Source organism: Pseudomonas fluvialis, assembly GCF_002234375.1.
Classification (GTDB): Bacteria; Pseudomonadota; Gammaproteobacteria; order Pseudomonadales; family Pseudomonadaceae; genus Aquipseudomonas; species Aquipseudomonas fluvialis.
This window is the reverse complement of sequence record NZ_NMQV01000032.1, coordinates 1-15,701: the sequence shown is the minus strand read 5'-3', so window position 1 is coordinate 15,701 and position 15,701 is coordinate 1. Positions and strand designations below refer to the sequence as shown.

Below are 15,701 nucleotides of genomic sequence, written 5' to 3'. Positions count from 1 at the left end.
ACGCTGGCCGTGTCATGCACGATCTGCCGCTGCAGGTTGGTGATATCCACCGTATCGAAATCCGCCAGGTGCAACTCGCCCACCCCAGCTGCCGCCAGGTACAGCGCCACTGGCGAACCCAGCCCGCCCAGCCCGACGATCAGTGCACGGCTGCGTTTCAGGCGCAGCTGCCCCTCGATATCCACCTGCGCCAGCAGGATCTGCCGGCTGTAGCGCAGCAGCTCGTCGTCCGTCAGCATTGCTTCACCCATGTTTGCTACACCCCAGGCTGATGCGCTCGTGGCCGGCCAGGTCACGGCGGCTATGCACCTCGTGGAAACCGGCCGCGACGAGCAGCGCACGCACCGCCTCGGCCTGGTCGAAGCCATGTTCCAACAGCAGCCAGCCACCGTCCTCGAGATAAGCCGGTGCCTGGGCGATGATCAGACGCAGATCATCCAGGCCATCGGCCCCGGCGACCAGCGCGCTACTCGGTTCGAAACGCACATCACCTTGCGTCAGGTGCGGATCATCGGCACGGATGTAGGGCGGATTGCTGAGAATCAGCGCGTAGCGCTGCCCGGCCAGTGCGGAGAACCAGTGACTGCGCAGAAAGCGCACGTTGTCCAGGCCCAGGCGCTGGCGGTTGCGCTCGGCCAGAGCCACCACCTCGTCCAGGCGATCCACCCCGCACACCTGCCAGGCCGGCCGTTCACTGGCCAGGGCCAGGGCAATCGCGCCGCTGCCAGTGCCCAGGTCAAGAACCGCCAGTGGAGTCTCCGCGCACAGCTGCAAGGCGCTCTCCACCAGCAGCTCGGTATCCGGCCGGGGAATCAACGTATGCGCGGCCACTTCCAGGTGCAGGCTCCAGAAACCCTGCTGACCCAGGATATAGGCCACCGGCTCACCGGCGCGGCGGCGCTGCAGATAGGCCTGGAAGCAGGCCTGCTGTGCGGCCTCCGGCTCACGCTCGGGCCAGGTGCGCAGGTAGCTGCGCGGTTTGCCCAGCGCAGCGGCCAGCAGCAACTCGGCGTCCAGCCTAGGGCTGGGCGATTCGGGCAGATCGGCGCTTTCAAGCAGGAATTCGATGCTGGCCATAATGTTTAGCCTCAGGCTGCAAGCCTCAAGCGACAAGCAGGCCCGCACGCAACGGGCGACTTGTGGCTTGTGACGGACTGCTGTGGTTAGTCGCCCAGTGCTGCCAACTGGTCGGCCTGGTATTCGGCCAGCAAGGGCTCGATGACCGCCTCGACACTCCCGGCCATCACTTCGGACAGGCTGTAGAGCGTGAGATTGATCCGGTGATCGGTCACCCGCCCTTGGGGGAAGTTGTAGGTACGGATACGCTCGGAGCGGTCGCCCGAGCCCACCAGCAACTTGCGCGTATCGGAAATCTCCTTGTGCGCGGCGGCTTCCTGCTGGTCCTTGAGTTTGGCTGCCAGCCAGGCCATGGCCTTGGCGCGGTTCTTGTGCTGCGAACGTTCTTCCTGGCATTCGACCACCGTGCCGGTGGGAATGTGCGTGATGCGGATCGCCGAGTCGGTGGTATTGACGTGCTGGCCACCGGCGCCGGAGCTGCGGTAGGTATCCACACGCAGATCCGCCGGATTGATCTCGATGGCCGCCTGTTCATCCGGTTCGGGCAATACCGCCACGGTACAGGCTGACGTGTGGATACGCCCCTGGGACTCGGTTTCCGGTACGCGCTGCACACGGTGTGCGCCGGATTCGAACTTCAGCTTGGCGTAGACGTTCTCACCCTCCACCCGGCTGATAACCTCCTTGAAGCCACCGTGTTCACCCTCGCTGGCCGAGAGAATCTCCACGCGCCAGCCCTGCCTTTCGGCGTAGCGCGAGTACATGCGAAACAGGTCGCCGGAAAAAATCGCCGCCTCGTCACCGCCGGTACCGGCACGGATTTCCAGATAGACGTTGCGCCCGTCGTTGGGATCCCTGGGCAGCAACATGCGCTGCAGACGATCTTCCAGTTCCTCCAGCGAGGCCTTGGCCTGCTCGACCTCTTCCTCGGCCATGGCCCGCAAGTCCGGGTCGCTGTCCTTGAGCAGCGCCTGGGCGCCCGCCAGGTCATCCTGCACCTTGCACAACTGCCGATAGGCCTGCACCACCGGCTCGACTTCGGCGTACTCGCGCGAATAGGCGCGAAACTGTGGCTGGTTGGCAATCACTTCGGCATCGCCGAGCAGTGCGGTGAGCTCCTCGAAGCGATCCTGCAGGGTCGCCAGCTTGTTCAATAACGACGGTTTCATGATCAGTGCTCGCTCCGCTCATCCAGAGCAAACAGCTCCTGCGCCAGAGCCAGGGCATCCAGGCGACCGGCGGCGGTCAGTTTCTTCAACTGCACGCTGGGCGCATGCAGCAACTTGTTGGTCAGGCCTCGGGCCAGTTGTTGCAGTACTTCTTCGGCCGGGCTGCCATTGGCCAGCGCGCGCTGCGCCTTGGCCAGCTCTTCGTCGCGCAGGCTTTCGCACTGCTGCCGGTAGGCCTTGAGCACGTCCACGGCAGCCAGTTCACGCAGGCGCAGCATGAACTCATCGGCACCATTGGCCACCAGCTCCTCGGCCGCGCGCGCAGCACCCTGACGGCTCTTGAGGTTTTCCTCGATGACTTCATGCAAGTCATCGACGGTATAGAGGTAGACATCATCGAGATTGCCCACTTCGGGCTCGATATCCCGCGGCACGGCAATATCGACCATGAAGATCGGCTTGTAGCGCCGCTGCTTGAGGGCACGCTCCACGGCGCCCTTGCCAAGAATCGGCAACTGGCTGGCGGTAGAACTGATGACGATATCGCTGTTGACCAGCTCGTTGGGAATCTCCGAGAGCAGTACCGCATGCGCGCCAAACTGCTCGGCCAGCTGGCTGGCACGTTCCAGGGTGCGGTTGGCCACCACGATACGCTTGACCCCCTGCTCGTAAAGGTGCCGGGCCACCAGGGTAATGGTTTCACCGGCGCCAATCAGCAACGCCTGGCTACGGTGCAGGTCGGCAAAGATCTGCTTGGCCAGGCTGACCGCGGCAAAGGCCACCGACACCGGGTTTTCACCAATCGCCGTATCGGTACGCACAGTTTTGGCGGTGCTGAAGGTCGCCTGGAACAGGCGCCCGAGCAGCGGCCCGACCGTGCCGGCCTCACGGGCCACGGCATACGCCGATTTCATCTGGCCGAGAATCTGCGGCTCACCCAGCACCAGTGAATCCAGCCCGCAAGCGACCCGCATCATGTGCCGCACGGCGGCTTCATCGGCATGTACATAGGCGCAATCACGCAATTCGGCGACATTCAGCTGATGGAAATCAGCCAGCCAGGCCAATACCTCGTCGACAGCCAAGGCATCCTGTTCCAGGTACAGCTCACTGCGGTTGCAGGTCGAGAGGATCGCCGCCTCGCGACTGGGCGTCAGCCGGCACAGCTCGCGCAACGCCTCCACCAGCTTCTCCGGGGTAAAAGCCACGCGTTCGCGCACGGCTACCGAAGCGGTTTTGTGATTGATGCCAAGGGCTAGAAAGGCCATGCAGGATCGCTGAACAGTCAGGAAAGGGGACAGATTGTCCTATTTCACCCGAACGAGAACAACCACCGACATGTCTCAGGTCAAGAGGAACGCCAGTGGGCTTGCCCACGGCCTTATGTCATCATGCCGCAAACCCCAGTCACTACCTGTCATGACCATGTCGCCAGCCTTGCTTAAGTACCCTCTCCTACTGGGCCTGGGCCTGCTCAGCGGTTGCCAGCAGCTGCCCCTGGGCGAACCGCCAGCCGAGCAGACCACCTCGGCGCAACAGACACCCAGCTTGCCGCCCAAGCAGTACGCGTCATTCAGTCAGGACACGCTGTTCAGCCTGCTCGCCGCCGAACTGGCCGGCCAGCGCAACCGTTTCGACCTGGCCCTCGACAACTACCTGGCGCAGGCCCGCGCCACCGGCGATGCCGGGGTTGCCGAACGCGCCTTCCGCATCGCCGAATACCTTGATGACGGCCCAGCCAGCCTGGAAAGCGCGCAACTGTGGGCGAAAAGCGCCCCGGACAGCCTGGATGCCCAGCGCAATGCAGCCATCCAGCTGGCTCGCGCCGGCCAGCACGAGCAGGCCATGCAGGTCATGGAGCGGGTCCTCCAGCAAAAGGGCGACACGCATTTCGACTTCCTGGCCCTGGCTGCCGCGGATACCGACGAGCGCACCCGCGCCGGCCTGCTGGATGGTTTCCAGCGCCTGCTGGAGCGCTATCCGGACAATCAGCAACTGCTGTTCGGCCAGGCATTACTGCTCTACCAGGACGGCCGCAACGAGGAGGCCCTGCAACAACTGCAGCGCCTGCCCCAGGCCAGTCAGGCCAGCGCCATTCTCCTGCAGGCACGCCTGCTGCAGGACCTCGGCCGCCACGAGCAGGCCCTCAAGCGCCTGCGCCAGGGCATTGGCCAGCACCCGACCGACAAGCGCCTGCGCCTGGCCGAAGCACGCCTGCTGCTGCAACAGGAAGACCTGCAGGCGGCTGGCGAGGCATTTGCCGAACTGTTGCAGCGCTTCCCCGAGGATGATGACCTGCGCCTGTCGCTGGCGCTGATCAGCCTGGAGAACCGTGACTGGGAACGCGCCCACCAGCACCTTGGCGAGCTGCTGTTGCGCCAGGTGCACGTCGACGCCGCGCACTTCCACCTCGGCCGCCTCTACGAACAGCAGAACGAGCCCGAGGAAGCCCTGCAGGCCTACACCCAGGTCGGCCCGGGCAGTGACTACCTGCCCGCCCAAGCACGCCTCGCCCAGCTACTCGCTGACAGCCAACGCTTCGCCGAGCTGTCCAGCCTGTTGCAGCAGGCCCGCCAGCAACAAGCCGAACAGGCCGTGGCACTGTACCTGCTGGAAGCCGAGACACTCGCCGAAGCACAGCGTGGCGAGGCTGCCTGGCAATTGATCGAACAGGCGCTGCGCCAGTACCCGGACGACCTCAACCTGCTGTACACGCGCGCCATGCTCGCCGAACAGCGTGATGATCTGGTTCAGCTGGAAGCCGACCTGCGCTTCATCCTCAGCCAGGAGCCCGACAACGCCATGGCCCTCAACGCGCTGGGCTACACGCTGGCCGATCGCACCGAACGCTACGACGAAGCCTTGCAACTGATCGAACTGGCCCACCAGATCAACCCGCAGGACCCGGCCATCCTCGACAGCCTGGGCTGGGTGCATTACCGCCTGGGCAACCTGCAGCAAGCCGAACAGTACCTGCGCCAGGCCTTCGCCGCCTTCCCCGACCACGAGGTGGCCGCCCACCTCGGCGAAGTACTCTGGCTGCGCGGCAAGCAACGCGAAGCACGCCAGGTCTGGCGCCAGGCCCTCGACGCGCAACCGGACAGCCCTATCCTGCGCGAAACCCTGCTGCGCCTGACCGGCGAGGAACACCCCTGATATGCGCCTGAATACCCTGCTGGCAGTCACTCTGCTGCTCGCCTCTGGCTGCTCGACGTTCACCCCGCGCGAGGTGCTCCAGGGCCAGGGCAACGCCCAGGCCTGGCAAGTACACAAGACCCAGACCAGCCAGATCGATGGCTGGCAGATCAGCGGCAAACTGGGCATCCGTGCCCCACAGGACTCCGGTAGCGGCACACTGTTCTGGCTGCAACGCCAGGACTATTTCGACATACGCCTGTCCGGGCCGCTCGGCCGCGGCGCCGCGCGCCTGACCGGACGCGATGGCGCGGTCAATCTGGAGATCGCCAACCAGGGCCGCTATCAAGGCGAGTCGGCCCAGGCCCTGCTCGGCGAGCAACTCGGCTGGCAACTGCCGGTCAGCCAGCTGCACTGGTGGATTCGCGGCCTGCCCGCCCCCGGCAGCCGCAGCCAACTGACCCTGGACAGCGACAGCCGCCTGGCCGCCCTGCAGCAGGATGGCTGGCAACTGCAATTTCTCGACTACCGCGACCAGCACGGCTTCAGCCTGCCGCAACGTCTCAAGGCGCAGCGTGGCGAGCTGCAGATCATCCTGGTGATCAAGGACTGGCAAGCCCGCCAGCTCGGACACTGACCATGCCGCATACCCCTCCTGGCGATGCCCTGCAACTGCCGGCACCGGCCAAGCTCAATTTGTTTCTGCACATCACCGGGCGTCGTGCCGACGGCTACCACGAACTGCAGACCCTGTTTCAGTTTCTCGACCATGCCGACCAACTGAGTTTCATCCCGCGCCAGGACGGCAAAATACAGCTGCATACACCGATCGATGGAGTGGATCACGAGAGCAACCTGATCGTCCGCGCCGCACGCCTGCTCCAGGCACACAGCGGTTGCCGGCTGGGCGCCGATATCTGGCTGGACAAGCAGCTGCCCATGGGCGGCGGTATCGGCGGCGGCAGCTCGGATGCCGCCACTACCCTACTGGGACTCGACCATCTCTGGCAGACCCGACTGGATGAGGACACCCTGGCCGAACTGGGGCTGCGCCTGGGCGCTGATGTGCCCGTCTTCGTGCGCGGCCATGCGGCCTTTGCCGAAGGCGTCGGCGAACGTCTGCAGCCGGTCCAACTGAGCGAGCCGTGGTTCCTCGTTGCCGTGCCGCAAGTCTTTGTCAGCACAGCAGAAGTTTTCAACGACCCCGAGTTGACACGCAATACGCCGGCCATTAAAGTTCGCAGCCTTCTTGCAGGGGGCGGTCATAACGACTGCCAGCCGGTGGTCGAGAAGCGCTACGCCGAAGTGCGTAACGCGCTGATCTTGCTGAACAAATTTGTCCCAGCAAAACTCACCGGCACTGGATCTTGTGTGTTTGGGAGCTTCCCAAGCCGCGACGAAGCTGATAAAGTCCGCCGCCAACTTCCAGCCACTCTGCCGAGCTTTGTAGCTCAGGGGCGCAACATCTCCATGTTGCACCGCAAGCTCCAGGCACTGGCCAAGAAGTGATGCAAAACGGGTTGTACGACACAGGGGCGTCGCCAAGCGGTAAGGCAGCAGGTTTTGATCCTGCCATGCGTTGGTTCGAATCCAGCCGCCCCTGCCATCAACCACCCGTCAGCACAGAGCAACACCATACAGGGGCGTCGCCAAGCGGTAAGGCAGCAGGTTTTGATCCTGCCATGCGTTGGTTCGAATCCAGCCGCCCCTGCCATATTCCGCAAAAGCTGTTTCGAGATCTGCCAAGGCAGCGTCTTGGAACGGCTTTTGGTTTGTAAGGCCCACCCTCAGCTGGCAGGTACTGCGCGTGTCCAAGATGATGGTTTTCACGGGGAACTCCAACCCCGATCTGGCGCGCCGCGTCGTTCGTCAATTGCACATCCCCCTTGGTGAAGCAGCCGTTGGCAAATTCTCCGATGGCGAGGTGAGTGCAGAAATCCTGGAAAACGTGCGCGGCAAGGATGTCTTCATCATTCAGCCTACCTGCGCGCCGACCAACGACAACCTGATGGAACTGGTGGTGATGGCCGACGCCTTCCGCCGCTCCTCTGCCAGCCGCATCACGGCCGTGGTTCCCTATTTCGGTTATGCCCGCCAGGATCGCCGTCCGCGTTCGGCACGCGTAGCCATCAGCGCCAAGGTAGTGGCCGACATGCTGACCGTGGTCGGCATCGACCGCGTGCTCACCGTTGACTTGCACGCCGACCAGATCCAAGGCTTCTTCGATATTCCAGTCGACAACATCTACGGCTCGCCGGTACTGGTCGACGATATCGAAGACCAGCGCTTCGATAACCTGATGATCGTTTCCCCGGACATCGGCGGTGTGGTGCGTGCGCGCGCCGTGGCCAAGAGCCTGGGTGTAGACCTGGCGATCATCGACAAACGTCGCGAGAAGGCCAACCACTCCGAAGTGATGCACATCATCGGTGATGTCGAGGGCCGCACCTGTATTCTGGTCGACGACATGGTCGATACCGCCGGCACCCTGTGCCATGCCGCCAAGGCGCTCAAGGAGCGCGGTGCCGCCAAGGTCTACGCCTACGCCACGCACCCGGTGCTGTCCGGCCGCGCCATTGAGAATATTGAAAACTCCGTACTCGACGAGCTGGTGGTGACCAACACCATCCCGCTGTCTGCCGCGGCCCAGGCCTGCTCGCGCATTCGCCAGCTGGACATTGCCCCGGTAGTCGCTGAAGCGGTGCGCCGCATCAGCAATGAAGAATCGATCAGTGCGATGTTCCGCTAAGCGGACATCGCCTGACGTACCCTGCCCCGCCACCTGGCGAGGCTTTTTGCCCGCCCCGGAACACGCTGGTCGCAAGCCGTGTACCGAGAAGGGATATTTTGGAGAATGCCATGACTGTTGAATTTGCCCTGAATGCCGAAGTGCGTTCCGACCTGGGGAAAGGTGCGAGCCGCCGCCTGCGTCGTAACGTCGCCATGGTGCCTGCTGTCGTCTACGGCGGCGACAAGGCCCCGCAATCGATCAGCCTGCTGGCCAAAGAACTGGCCAAGCTGCTGGAAAACGAAGCAGCCTTCAGCCACGTGCTGAGCCTGAACGTTGCCGGCACCCAGGAAAGCGTACTGATCAAAGCCCTGCAACGTCACCCGGCCAAAGGCTATGTGGTACATGCTGACTTCGTTCGCGTAGTTGCCGGCCAGAAACTGACCGCCCACGTACCGCTGCACTTCATCAACGAAGCCAGCTCGGTTGGTGTCAAGCAGCAAGGCGGCGAAATCTCCCACACCATCGTGGAAGTCGAAGTAGCCTGCCAGCCGCAGGACCTGCCGGAGTTCATCGAAGTCGACATGGCTGCCGTTGAAGTAGGCCAGACCCTGCACCTGTCCGACCTGAAGCTGCCGAAAGGCGTTGAGCTGGTGGCCCTGGCCCACGGCAACAACCTGGCAGTCAGCAACATCCACGCCTCCCGCGTGAAGGAAGAAGGCGCCGAGTAATACGCGCCCCGCTTCCTGACAAAGGGCCCCTGTCGTGACTGCCATCCAACTGATCGTCGGCCTGGGTAATCCAGGCCCTGAATACGACCAGACCCGGCATAACGCAGGGGCTCTTTTCGTTGAGCGCCTGGCCGAGCAGCAACGCGTCAGCCTGTCCCTCGACAAGAAGTACTTCGGCCTGGTCGGCAAATTCAGTCACCAGGGCCGCGACGTTCGCCTACTGATTCCCACCACCTATATGAACCGCAGCGGTCAGGCGGTGGCGGCGCTGGCGAACTTCTTCCGCATTCCCATCGAAGCCATCTTGGTCGCCCACGATGAACTCGACATGCCCCCCGGCGTCGCCAAGCTCAAACAGGGCGGCGGCCATGGCGGGCACAACGGGCTGCGCGACATCATTGCGCAGAACGCCAACCAGAACGGTTTCTACCGTCTGCGCCTGGGCATTGGTCATCCCGGCCATGCCAGCCAGGTTTCCGGCTACGTACTGGGTCGCGCGCCACGCAGCGAGCAGGAACTGCTCGACAAGAGCATCGACTTCGCCCTGGACAGCCTCGGCGATATGCTCGACGGCAACTGGACCCGCGCCATGCAACAGTTGCACAGCCGCAAGGCCTGATCACCTTTCACCCAATTCAGCTCCGCGAGGGATACACCATGGGATTCAACTGCGGCATCGTCGGCCTGCCCAACGTCGGCAAGTCCACCCTGTTCAACGCCCTGACCAAATCCGGCATCGCCGCGGAGAACTTCCCCTTCTGCACTATCGAGCCGAACAGCGGCATCGTACCGATGCCCGACCCGCGCCTGGACGCCCTGGCGGAGATCGTCAAGCCCGAGCGCGTGATCCCCACCACCATGGAATTCGTCGACATCGCCGGTCTGGTGGCGGGCGCATCGAAAGGTGAAGGCCTGGGCAACAAGTTCCTGGCCAATATCCGCGAAACCGATGCCATCGCCCATGTGGTGCGCTGCTTCGAAGACGACAACGTGATCCATGTCGCCAACAGCGTCGACCCCAAGCGCGATATCGAGATCATCGACCTGGAGCTGATCATGGCCGACCTCGACAGCTGCGAGAAGCAGCTGCAGAAGGTCGCACGTACCGCCAAGGGCGGCGACAAGGACGCCGTGGCACAGAAAAATCTGCTGGAAAAACTCATTCCTCACTTCACCGAGGGCAAGCCGGCACGCAGCCTGCTGAAAAACCTCGGTGACGAAGAAAAGCGCCTGGCCAAGACCTTCCACCTGCTCACCACCAAACCGGTGATGTACATCGCCAACGTCGCCGAGGACGGTTTCGAGAACAACCCGCACCTTGACGTGGTGCGAGCCATCGCCGAGGAAGAAGGCGCCATCGTCGTGCCGGTGTGCAACAAGATCGAGGCCGAGATCGCCGAACTGGACGATGCGGAAGAAATGCAGATGTTCCTGGAAACCATGGGCATGAGCGAACCCGGCCTGAACCGGGTGATCCGCGCCGGTTATCAGCTGCTCAACCTGCAGACCTACTTCACCGCAGGTGTGAAGGAAGTGCGCGCCTGGACCGTGCGTGTCGGCGCTACCGCACCGCAAGCGGCCGCGGTCATCCATACCGATTTCGAGAAAGGCTTCATCCGCGCCGAAGTCATCGCCTATGACGACTTCATCCAGTACAAGGGGGAAGCTGGTGCCAAGGAAGCCGGCAAGTGGCGCCTGGAAGGCAAGGACTACATCGTCAAGGATGGCGACGTCATGCACTTCCGCTTCAACGTCTAACACCCCGACAGTTGCGCAAGGCCCTCTTCGGAGGGCCTTTTCGTTGCAGCATCGGACAGCCAAGCTGGCAGGCGAATCTGCAAGCACAGATTCGCCGTACCAGCGACTAAGCGCGCGGTGTCGCTAACTGCGGCTGGAAGTACAGGCTACTCCCGCGTGCCAGGCCAGCCAGCCCCGGATGGTCCTTGGCGACCTCGGCCTCGATCGGCTCCGCTTGGCCCGCTACGCTCAGGGTCACCCGGGTAATCGCCCCCAGCGGACGGATATCGCGTACCTCGCCCTGTCGATGACCTGCCTGTGCCTGGCGTGACAGGCTGATCTCATGGGGACGGAACAACAGCGGCGGCGCACCGGCCTCGCCATGCAGCCGGTTGGCGTCGCCGAGGAAGTGATAGACGAAATCGCTGGCCGGTTTCTCATACACCTCCGCCGGCGTGCCGATCTGCTCGATCACCCCCTTGTTCATCACCACGATACGATCCGCCACTTCCATGGCTTCTTCCTGGTCGTGGGTGACGAACACGCTGGTCAGGTTGACGTCCTCATGCAGGCGCGCCAGCCAGCGGCGCAACTCCTTGCGCACCTTGGCATCCAGCGCACCGAACGGCTCATCGAGCAGCAACACCCGTGGCTCCACCGCCAGGGCGCGGGCCAGGGCAATACGCTGACGCTGTCCGCCGGAAAGCTGCTCGGGGTAGCGGTCGCCGAGCCAGTCGAGCTGCACCAGATCGAGTAGCTCATGCACCTTGCGCTTGATCTCTGCTGTACTCGGACGCTGCGCTTTGGGCTTCATGCGCAGGCCGAAGGCGACGTTGTCGAATACCGTCATATGGCGGAACAGCGCGTAATGCTGGAACACGAAGCCGACATTGCGATCACGCACATCGTGCCTGGAGACGTCCTCGCCATGGAACTCGATAGCGCCGCTGTCTGGCGTTTCCAGACCGGCGATGATGCGCAACAGGGTGGTCTTGCCGCAGCCGGACGGGCCGAGCAGCGCCACCAGTTCGCCGCTGTGGATATGCAGGTTGATCTGCTGCAAGGCCTGAAAGGTCAGGAAGCGCTTGCTGACATTGCGAATTTCAATACTCATGGCTTATTCCTCGCCAGCACGGGCTTTCAGGTGGTTGATGCGTGATTCGCTCCACTGCTTGAGCAGCAGGATCAGCAGCGCCAGCAGCAACAGCAGGCTGGCGACGCTAAAGGCGGCAACGTGGTTGTATTCGTTGTAGAGAATTTCCACATGCAGCGGCAGCGTGTTGGTGTAGCCACGGATATGCCCGGACACCACCGACACCGCGCCGAACTCGCCCATCGCCCGGGCGGTGCACAGCACCACGCCATAGATCAGGCCCCATTTGATATTGGGCAGGGTCACATGCCAGAACATCTGCCAGCCATTGGCGCCGAGCAGGCGCGCGGCCTCCTCTTCCTGGGTGCCCTGCTCCTGCATCAGCGGGATCAGCTCGCGGGCAACAAAGGGCACGGTGACAAACAGGGTGGCCAGCACGATACCCGGCAGGGCGAAAATGATCTGGATATCGTGCTCACGCAGCCAGGGGCCGAAGAAGCCCTGGGCGCCGAACAGCAGCACGTAGATCAGACCGGCGATCACCGGCGACACCGAGAACGGCAAGTCGATCAGGGTCACCAAGATGCTCTTGCCACGAAACTCGTACTTGCTCACGCACCACGCCGCTGCCACGCCGAACAGCAGGTTGAGCGGCACGGCGATGCCCACCGCCAGCAAAGTCAGCTTCAGCGCACTGATGGCATCGGGCTCGAAGATCGAGGTAAAGAATACCCCGACGCCCTGCTTGAGGGCCTCGGTCAGCACCACGAACAAAGGCAATACCAGAAACAGCAGAAACACCAGCCAGGCGCTGATCACCAGCAGGCGGCGGCCCAGGGCACTGCCGCGCCGGGCAGCGTTGTTGACGGCACTGGCCGTCAGGGTTGCAGATGACATACCCGGCTCCTTATGAATGGCTGATGCGGCGCTGCAGCAGGTTGATCAGCAGCAGCAAAATGAACGACACCACCAGCATCAGCACGCCGATGGCGGTCGCTCCGGCGTAGTTGTACTGGTCTAGTTGCACCATGATCAGCAGCGGCAGGATTTCGGTTTTCATCGGCATATTGCCGGCGATAAAGATCACCGAGCCGTACTCACCAACCCCCCGAGCAAAGGCCAGGGCGAAGCCGGTCAGCCAGGCGGGCAGCAACGCCGGCAGCAATACATGGCGAGCGACCTGCAATGGCTTGGCGCCCAGGCAGGCGGCGGCCTCCTCGACCTCGCGGGGGATGTCGGCCAGCACCGGCTGGATGGTGCGCACCACAAACGGCAGGGTGACGAAGGTCAAGGCCAGAGTGATGCCCAGCGGGGTGTAGGCGATCTTGAAGCCCAGGGATGTGGCGAACTGGCCGATCAGACCATTAGGCGCATACAGCGCGGTCAGGGCGATACCGGCCACCGCCGTGGGCAGGGCGAACGGCAGGTCGATCATCGCTTCGATGATCTTGCGACCGGGGAAGGTGTAGCGCACCAGCACCCAGGCCAGCAGGGTGCCGATCACACCGTTGATCACCGCCGCGAGAAAGGCGGTACCGAAGCTCAGCTTCAGCGCGGCCAGTACCCGGGGCGAGGAAATAATGGTCCAGAACTGTTCCCAGGTAAGCTGAGCGGCATGCACGAACATGGCACCCAGGGGAATCAGCACCAACAGGCTGAGGTACACCAGGGTGTAACCCAGCGTCAGCCCGAAGCCGGGTATGACGGGGGAAGTACGACGAGACATAAAACCTCAGCGGCATGCGTCAAGCTGCAAGCGAGCAGTACACGCCACGGCGACAAGCCCGCTTGCAGCATGGGGCCTGTCGCTGGTGGCTGCGCTTAGCGGGCCTGGTAGATCTGGTCGAAGATGCCGCCGTCATCGAAGAACTTCGGCTGCGCGGTTTTCCAGCCGCCGAAATCCGCATCGATGGTCACCAGCCTCAGGTCAGAGAACTGCTCGCTGAAGTCCTTGGCGATCGCCTGATTACGCGGGCGGTAGAAGTGCTTGGCGGCCAGGCGCTGACCTTCATCGCTGTACAGGTAGTTGAGGTAGGCCTCGGCTACCTTGCGGGTGCCCTTGCGGTCAACGTTGGCATCCACCACGCTCACCGGCGGTTCGGCAAGGATCGACAGCGACGGGGCAACGATCTCGAAGTTGTCACCGCCCTCTTCCTTCAGCGCCAGGAAGGCTTCGTTTTCCCAGGCCAGCAGCACATCGCCGATGCCGTTGTTGACGAAGGTGATGGACGAGCCACGCGCTCCGGTGTCGAGTACCGGAACGTTCTTGTACAGCTTGGCGACGAACTCCTTGGCCTGCGCTTCGCTGCCGTACTTCTGCTGGGCAAAGGCCCAGGCGGCCAGCAGGTTCCAGCGCGCGCCGCCGGAGGTTTTCGGGTTAGGCGTGATCACTGCTACGCCCGGCTTGACCAGGTCATCCCAGTCCTTGATGCCCTTCGGGTTGCCCTTGCGCACCAGGAACACGATGGTCGAGGTATAGGGCGTGCTGGCATCCGGCAGGCGCTCCTGCCAGTTCTGCGGGATCAGCTTGCCGAGTTTGTACAGCTCGTCGATATCCCCGGCCAGCGCCAGGGTCACCACGTCGGCGCGCAGACCGTCGATCACCGCACGGGCCTGCTTGCCCGAGCCGCCATGGGACTGCTGGATGGTTACGGCCTCATTGCCCTGGGCTTGCCAGTGCTTGTTGAAGGCCGCGTTGAATTCACTGTACAGCTCACGGGTCGGGTCATAGGACACGTTGAGCAGGGTTTGCGCGGCAACAGGGCCGGCGATCAGGGTGCTGGCCAGGGTGGCCAGGGCAAAACGACGAATAGACATGCTGATGCTCCTACTGGGACTCACGGGGAATTGGCGTTCAATGAAGTGACCAAGGCCAACTGCGCGGTGCAGCGGCGGCCGGTTGCATTGCACGCCCTCCGGTGGTCCGGTCGGGCAATCTTGCTTACGGAGTAAGCAGGTTTAGCTGGGCTTGCTGCTCGATGCGTTCAGGCGGAATTTCTCCTTGCGTTCAATCTGCACCACCTGGCCGTTGTGCACGGTGATTTCCACCGAGCCAAACTTCAGCCCCTGCAGGGCCGCCTGGATTTCACGCAGAATGCCCGCCTCGTCCTGACCTTCGAGATTTCGCAGGGTTGCGCTCATTTCTATGCTCCTTGAAAAGCCACCGAAGCGGAGGCTGATGCCCCTCGCGGGTGGCTGTGGAGCGGATAGTAGGGACACTCAAATATTCTTAAAAATATCATTTAAGAACATTTATATTCTTTTTGGAAATATGTAGCCACCCTGCACCACAACACCTGCTTAGCCGACAAAAGAATAAGCAAATAAATTTTTATTCTTTTTTAATAATCCTGTAGCCCTCCTACACTGCCCCTCCTCGTCACGCACAGGAGGCGCAGCCGATGCGCGATCAAGCGATTCGTTATCTGATAGTCCCGGGCTGGCAAGGGTCTGCCGAAGACCATTGGCAGAGCCACTGGCAACGCGTACTGCCGGGCAGCGAACGGCTGGAGCAACACGACTGGCTTACCCCACGGCGCGCCGACTGGGTCGCCGCGCTGGATGCCTGCATCGCCCGCGACACCCGCCCCACCCTGCTGATTGCCCATAGCCTGGGCTGCATCACCGTCGCGCACTGGGCTGCCAGCGCCCCGGCCGAGCACCTGGCACGCCTGCGCGGTGCCCTGCTGGTGGCACCGGCCGATGTGCAACGTGCCAGGTGCCCGGCACCGCTGCAGAACTTCGCGCCTATCGCCCGTCAGCGGCTGCCATTCCCCAGCCTGCTGGTAGGTTCGGACAACGACCCGGCCGCCAGTGCCGAGCGCGCCCGCGAACTGGCCAGCGACTGGGGCAGCCAGGCCGTCATCCTTCCGGCAGCCGGGCATATCAATGTGCAATCCGGGCACCAGCGCTGGGAACAGGGTTTTGCTTATCTGTACCGCCTGCAAACCCTGATCGAACAGCAGGCCCGGCGCCGCGCCTGAGGAGTCCCCGTATGCCCCAGCTGCCCCGCACCTGTCTCTTATCACCAT

General features: G+C 62.9%; 17 protein-coding genes and 2 tRNA genes. 10 read left to right on the top strand and 9 right to left on the bottom strand.

Features of this window, described 5'->3' with window-relative positions:
- The 4 genes from CFY91_RS14585 to hemA all read right to left on the bottom strand — a co-directional run.
- On the bottom strand, window positions 1-239 hold a 239-nt coding region (locus CFY91_RS14585), incomplete at its 3' end, for a ThiF family adenylyltransferase (protein WP_207759400.1).
- Between the two features lie 4 nt (window positions 240-243).
- Window positions 244-1,077, bottom strand: coding sequence for a peptide chain release factor N(5)-glutamine methyltransferase (gene prmC, locus CFY91_RS14580; RefSeq protein WP_093987129.1), 834 nt, complete (start codon window positions 1,075-1,077; stop codon window positions 244-246).
- Between the two features lie 86 nt (window positions 1,078-1,163).
- Window positions 1,164-2,246 carry a peptide chain release factor 1 gene (prfA, locus tag CFY91_RS14575; RefSeq protein ID WP_093987128.1) on the bottom strand — a complete coding sequence of 361 codons (1,083 nt, stop codon included), beginning with the start codon at window positions 2,244-2,246 and terminating at the stop codon, window positions 1,164-1,166.
- 2 nt (window positions 2,247-2,248) lie between these two features.
- Window positions 2,249-3,514, bottom strand: coding sequence for a glutamyl-tRNA reductase (hemA, locus tag CFY91_RS14570; protein WP_093987127.1), 1,266 nt, complete (start codon window positions 3,512-3,514; stop codon window positions 2,249-2,251).
- A 151-nt stretch (window positions 3,515-3,665) separates the two neighbouring features.
- Here hemA and CFY91_RS14565 point away from each other — a divergent pair, with 151 nt between their 5' ends.
- From CFY91_RS14565 to ychF, 9 genes are all read left to right on the top strand, one after another.
- Entirely contained in the window at window positions 3,666-5,402 is a 1,737-nt protein-coding gene (locus tag CFY91_RS14565) for a tetratricopeptide repeat protein (protein WP_093987126.1), read from the top strand.
- 1 nt (window position 5,403) lies between these two features.
- Entirely contained in the window at window positions 5,404-6,018 is a 615-nt protein-coding gene (gene lolB, locus CFY91_RS14560) for a lipoprotein insertase outer membrane protein LolB (RefSeq protein WP_093987125.1), read from the top strand.
- A 2-nt stretch (window positions 6,019-6,020) separates the two neighbouring features.
- Window positions 6,021-6,890: a 4-(cytidine 5'-diphospho)-2-C-methyl-D-erythritol kinase gene (gene ispE, locus CFY91_RS14555; RefSeq protein WP_093987124.1), complete on the top strand. Its 870-nt coding sequence runs from the start codon at window positions 6,021-6,023 to the stop codon at window positions 6,888-6,890.
- A 22-nt stretch (window positions 6,891-6,912) separates the two neighbouring features.
- Window positions 6,913-6,987, top strand: a tRNA-Gln gene (locus CFY91_RS14550).
- A 33-nt stretch (window positions 6,988-7,020) separates the two neighbouring features.
- Window positions 7,021-7,095 (top strand) — tRNA-Gln (locus CFY91_RS14545).
- Window positions 7,096-7,188: 93 nt separating this feature from the next.
- Window positions 7,189-8,130 carry a ribose-phosphate pyrophosphokinase gene (locus CFY91_RS14540; RefSeq protein ID WP_093987123.1) on the top strand — a complete coding sequence of 314 codons (942 nt, stop codon included), beginning with the start codon at window positions 7,189-7,191 and terminating at the stop codon, window positions 8,128-8,130.
- Between the two features lie 110 nt (window positions 8,131-8,240).
- Window positions 8,241-8,840, top strand: coding sequence for a 50S ribosomal protein L25/general stress protein Ctc (locus tag CFY91_RS14535; RefSeq protein ID WP_093987122.1), 600 nt, complete (start codon window positions 8,241-8,243; stop codon window positions 8,838-8,840).
- A gap of 34 nt (window positions 8,841-8,874) precedes the next feature.
- Window positions 8,875-9,459: an aminoacyl-tRNA hydrolase gene (gene pth / locus CFY91_RS14530; RefSeq protein ID WP_093987121.1), complete on the top strand. Its 585-nt coding sequence runs from the start codon at window positions 8,875-8,877 to the stop codon at window positions 9,457-9,459.
- Between the two features lie 38 nt (window positions 9,460-9,497).
- Window positions 9,498-10,598, top strand: coding sequence for a redox-regulated ATPase YchF (gene ychF, locus CFY91_RS14525; RefSeq protein WP_093987120.1), 1,101 nt, complete (start codon window positions 9,498-9,500; stop codon window positions 10,596-10,598).
- Between the two features lie 106 nt (window positions 10,599-10,704).
- Here the strand turns inward: ychF and CFY91_RS14520 are convergent, their stop codons facing one another.
- The 5 genes from CFY91_RS14520 to oscA all read right to left on the bottom strand — a co-directional run bounded on the left by CFY91_RS14520 (window position 10,705) and on the right by oscA (window position 14,811).
- On the bottom strand, window positions 10,705-11,691 hold the full coding sequence (locus CFY91_RS14520) for a sulfate/molybdate ABC transporter ATP-binding protein (protein WP_093987119.1): 987 nt from the start codon (window positions 11,689-11,691) through the stop codon (window positions 10,705-10,707).
- A 3-nt stretch (window positions 11,692-11,694) separates the two neighbouring features.
- A complete protein-coding gene (gene cysW, locus CFY91_RS14515; protein ID WP_093987118.1) occupies window positions 11,695-12,567 on the bottom strand; it encodes a sulfate ABC transporter permease subunit CysW in 873 nt (290 codons plus the stop codon).
- Window positions 12,568-12,577: 10 nt separating this feature from the next.
- Entirely contained in the window at window positions 12,578-13,396 is an 819-nt protein-coding gene (cysT, locus tag CFY91_RS14510; protein ID WP_093987117.1) for a sulfate ABC transporter permease subunit CysT, read from the bottom strand.
- Between the two features lie 95 nt (window positions 13,397-13,491).
- On the bottom strand, window positions 13,492-14,487 hold the full coding sequence (locus CFY91_RS14505; RefSeq protein WP_093987116.1) for a sulfate ABC transporter substrate-binding protein: 996 nt from the start codon (window positions 14,485-14,487) through the stop codon (window positions 13,492-13,494).
- 141 nt (window positions 14,488-14,628) lie between these two features.
- On the bottom strand, window positions 14,629-14,811 hold the full coding sequence (gene oscA / locus CFY91_RS14500; RefSeq protein WP_093987115.1) for a sulfur starvation response protein OscA: 183 nt from the start codon (window positions 14,809-14,811) through the stop codon (window positions 14,629-14,631).
- A gap of 260 nt (window positions 14,812-15,071) precedes the next feature.
- Here oscA and CFY91_RS14495 point away from each other — a divergent pair, with 260 nt between their 5' ends.
- Window positions 15,072-15,653, top strand: a complete 582-nt coding sequence (locus CFY91_RS14495) for an RBBP9/YdeN family alpha/beta hydrolase (protein ID WP_093987114.1) — start codon at window positions 15,072-15,074, stop codon at window positions 15,651-15,653.
- Window positions 15,654-15,701 lie beyond the last annotated feature (48 nt).

Bases quoted from the DNA above. Each gene is read 5' to 3' on its own strand.
- prmC (WP_093987129.1), bottom strand. From the start codon at position 1,077: ATGGCCAGCATCGAATTCCTGCTTGAAAGCGCCGATCTGCCCGAATCG.
- prfA (WP_093987128.1), bottom strand. From the start codon at position 2,246: ATGAAACCGTCGTTATTGAACAAGCTGGCGACCCTGCAGGATCGCTTC.
- hemA (WP_093987127.1), bottom strand. From the start codon at position 3,514: ATGGCCTTTCTAGCCCTTGGCATCAATCACAAAACCGCTTCGGTAGCC.
- CFY91_RS14565 (WP_093987126.1), top strand. From the start codon at position 3,666: ATGACCATGTCGCCAGCCTTGCTTAAGTACCCTCTCCTACTGGGCCTG.
- lolB (WP_093987125.1), top strand. From the start codon at position 5,404: ATGCGCCTGAATACCCTGCTGGCAGTCACTCTGCTGCTCGCCTCTGGC.
- ispE (WP_093987124.1), top strand. From the start codon at position 6,021: ATGCCGCATACCCCTCCTGGCGATGCCCTGCAACTGCCGGCACCGGCC.
- CFY91_RS14535 (WP_093987122.1), top strand. From the start codon at position 8,241: ATGACTGTTGAATTTGCCCTGAATGCCGAAGTGCGTTCCGACCTGGGG.
- ychF (WP_093987120.1), top strand. From the start codon at position 9,498: ATGGGATTCAACTGCGGCATCGTCGGCCTGCCCAACGTCGGCAAGTCC.
- CFY91_RS14520 (WP_093987119.1), bottom strand. From the start codon at position 11,691: ATGAGTATTGAAATTCGCAATGTCAGCAAGCGCTTCCTGACCTTTCAG.
- cysW (WP_093987118.1), bottom strand. From the start codon at position 12,567: ATGTCATCTGCAACCCTGACGGCCAGTGCCGTCAACAACGCTGCCCGG.
- cysT (WP_093987117.1), bottom strand. From the start codon at position 13,396: ATGTCTCGTCGTACTTCCCCCGTCATACCCGGCTTCGGGCTGACGCTG.
- CFY91_RS14505 (WP_093987116.1), bottom strand. From the start codon at position 14,487: ATGTCTATTCGTCGTTTTGCCCTGGCCACCCTGGCCAGCACCCTGATC.
- oscA (WP_093987115.1), bottom strand. From the start codon at position 14,811: ATGAGCGCAACCCTGCGAAATCTCGAAGGTCAGGACGAGGCGGGCATT.
- CFY91_RS14495 (WP_093987114.1), top strand. From the start codon at position 15,072: ATGCGCGATCAAGCGATTCGTTATCTGATAGTCCCGGGCTGGCAAGGG.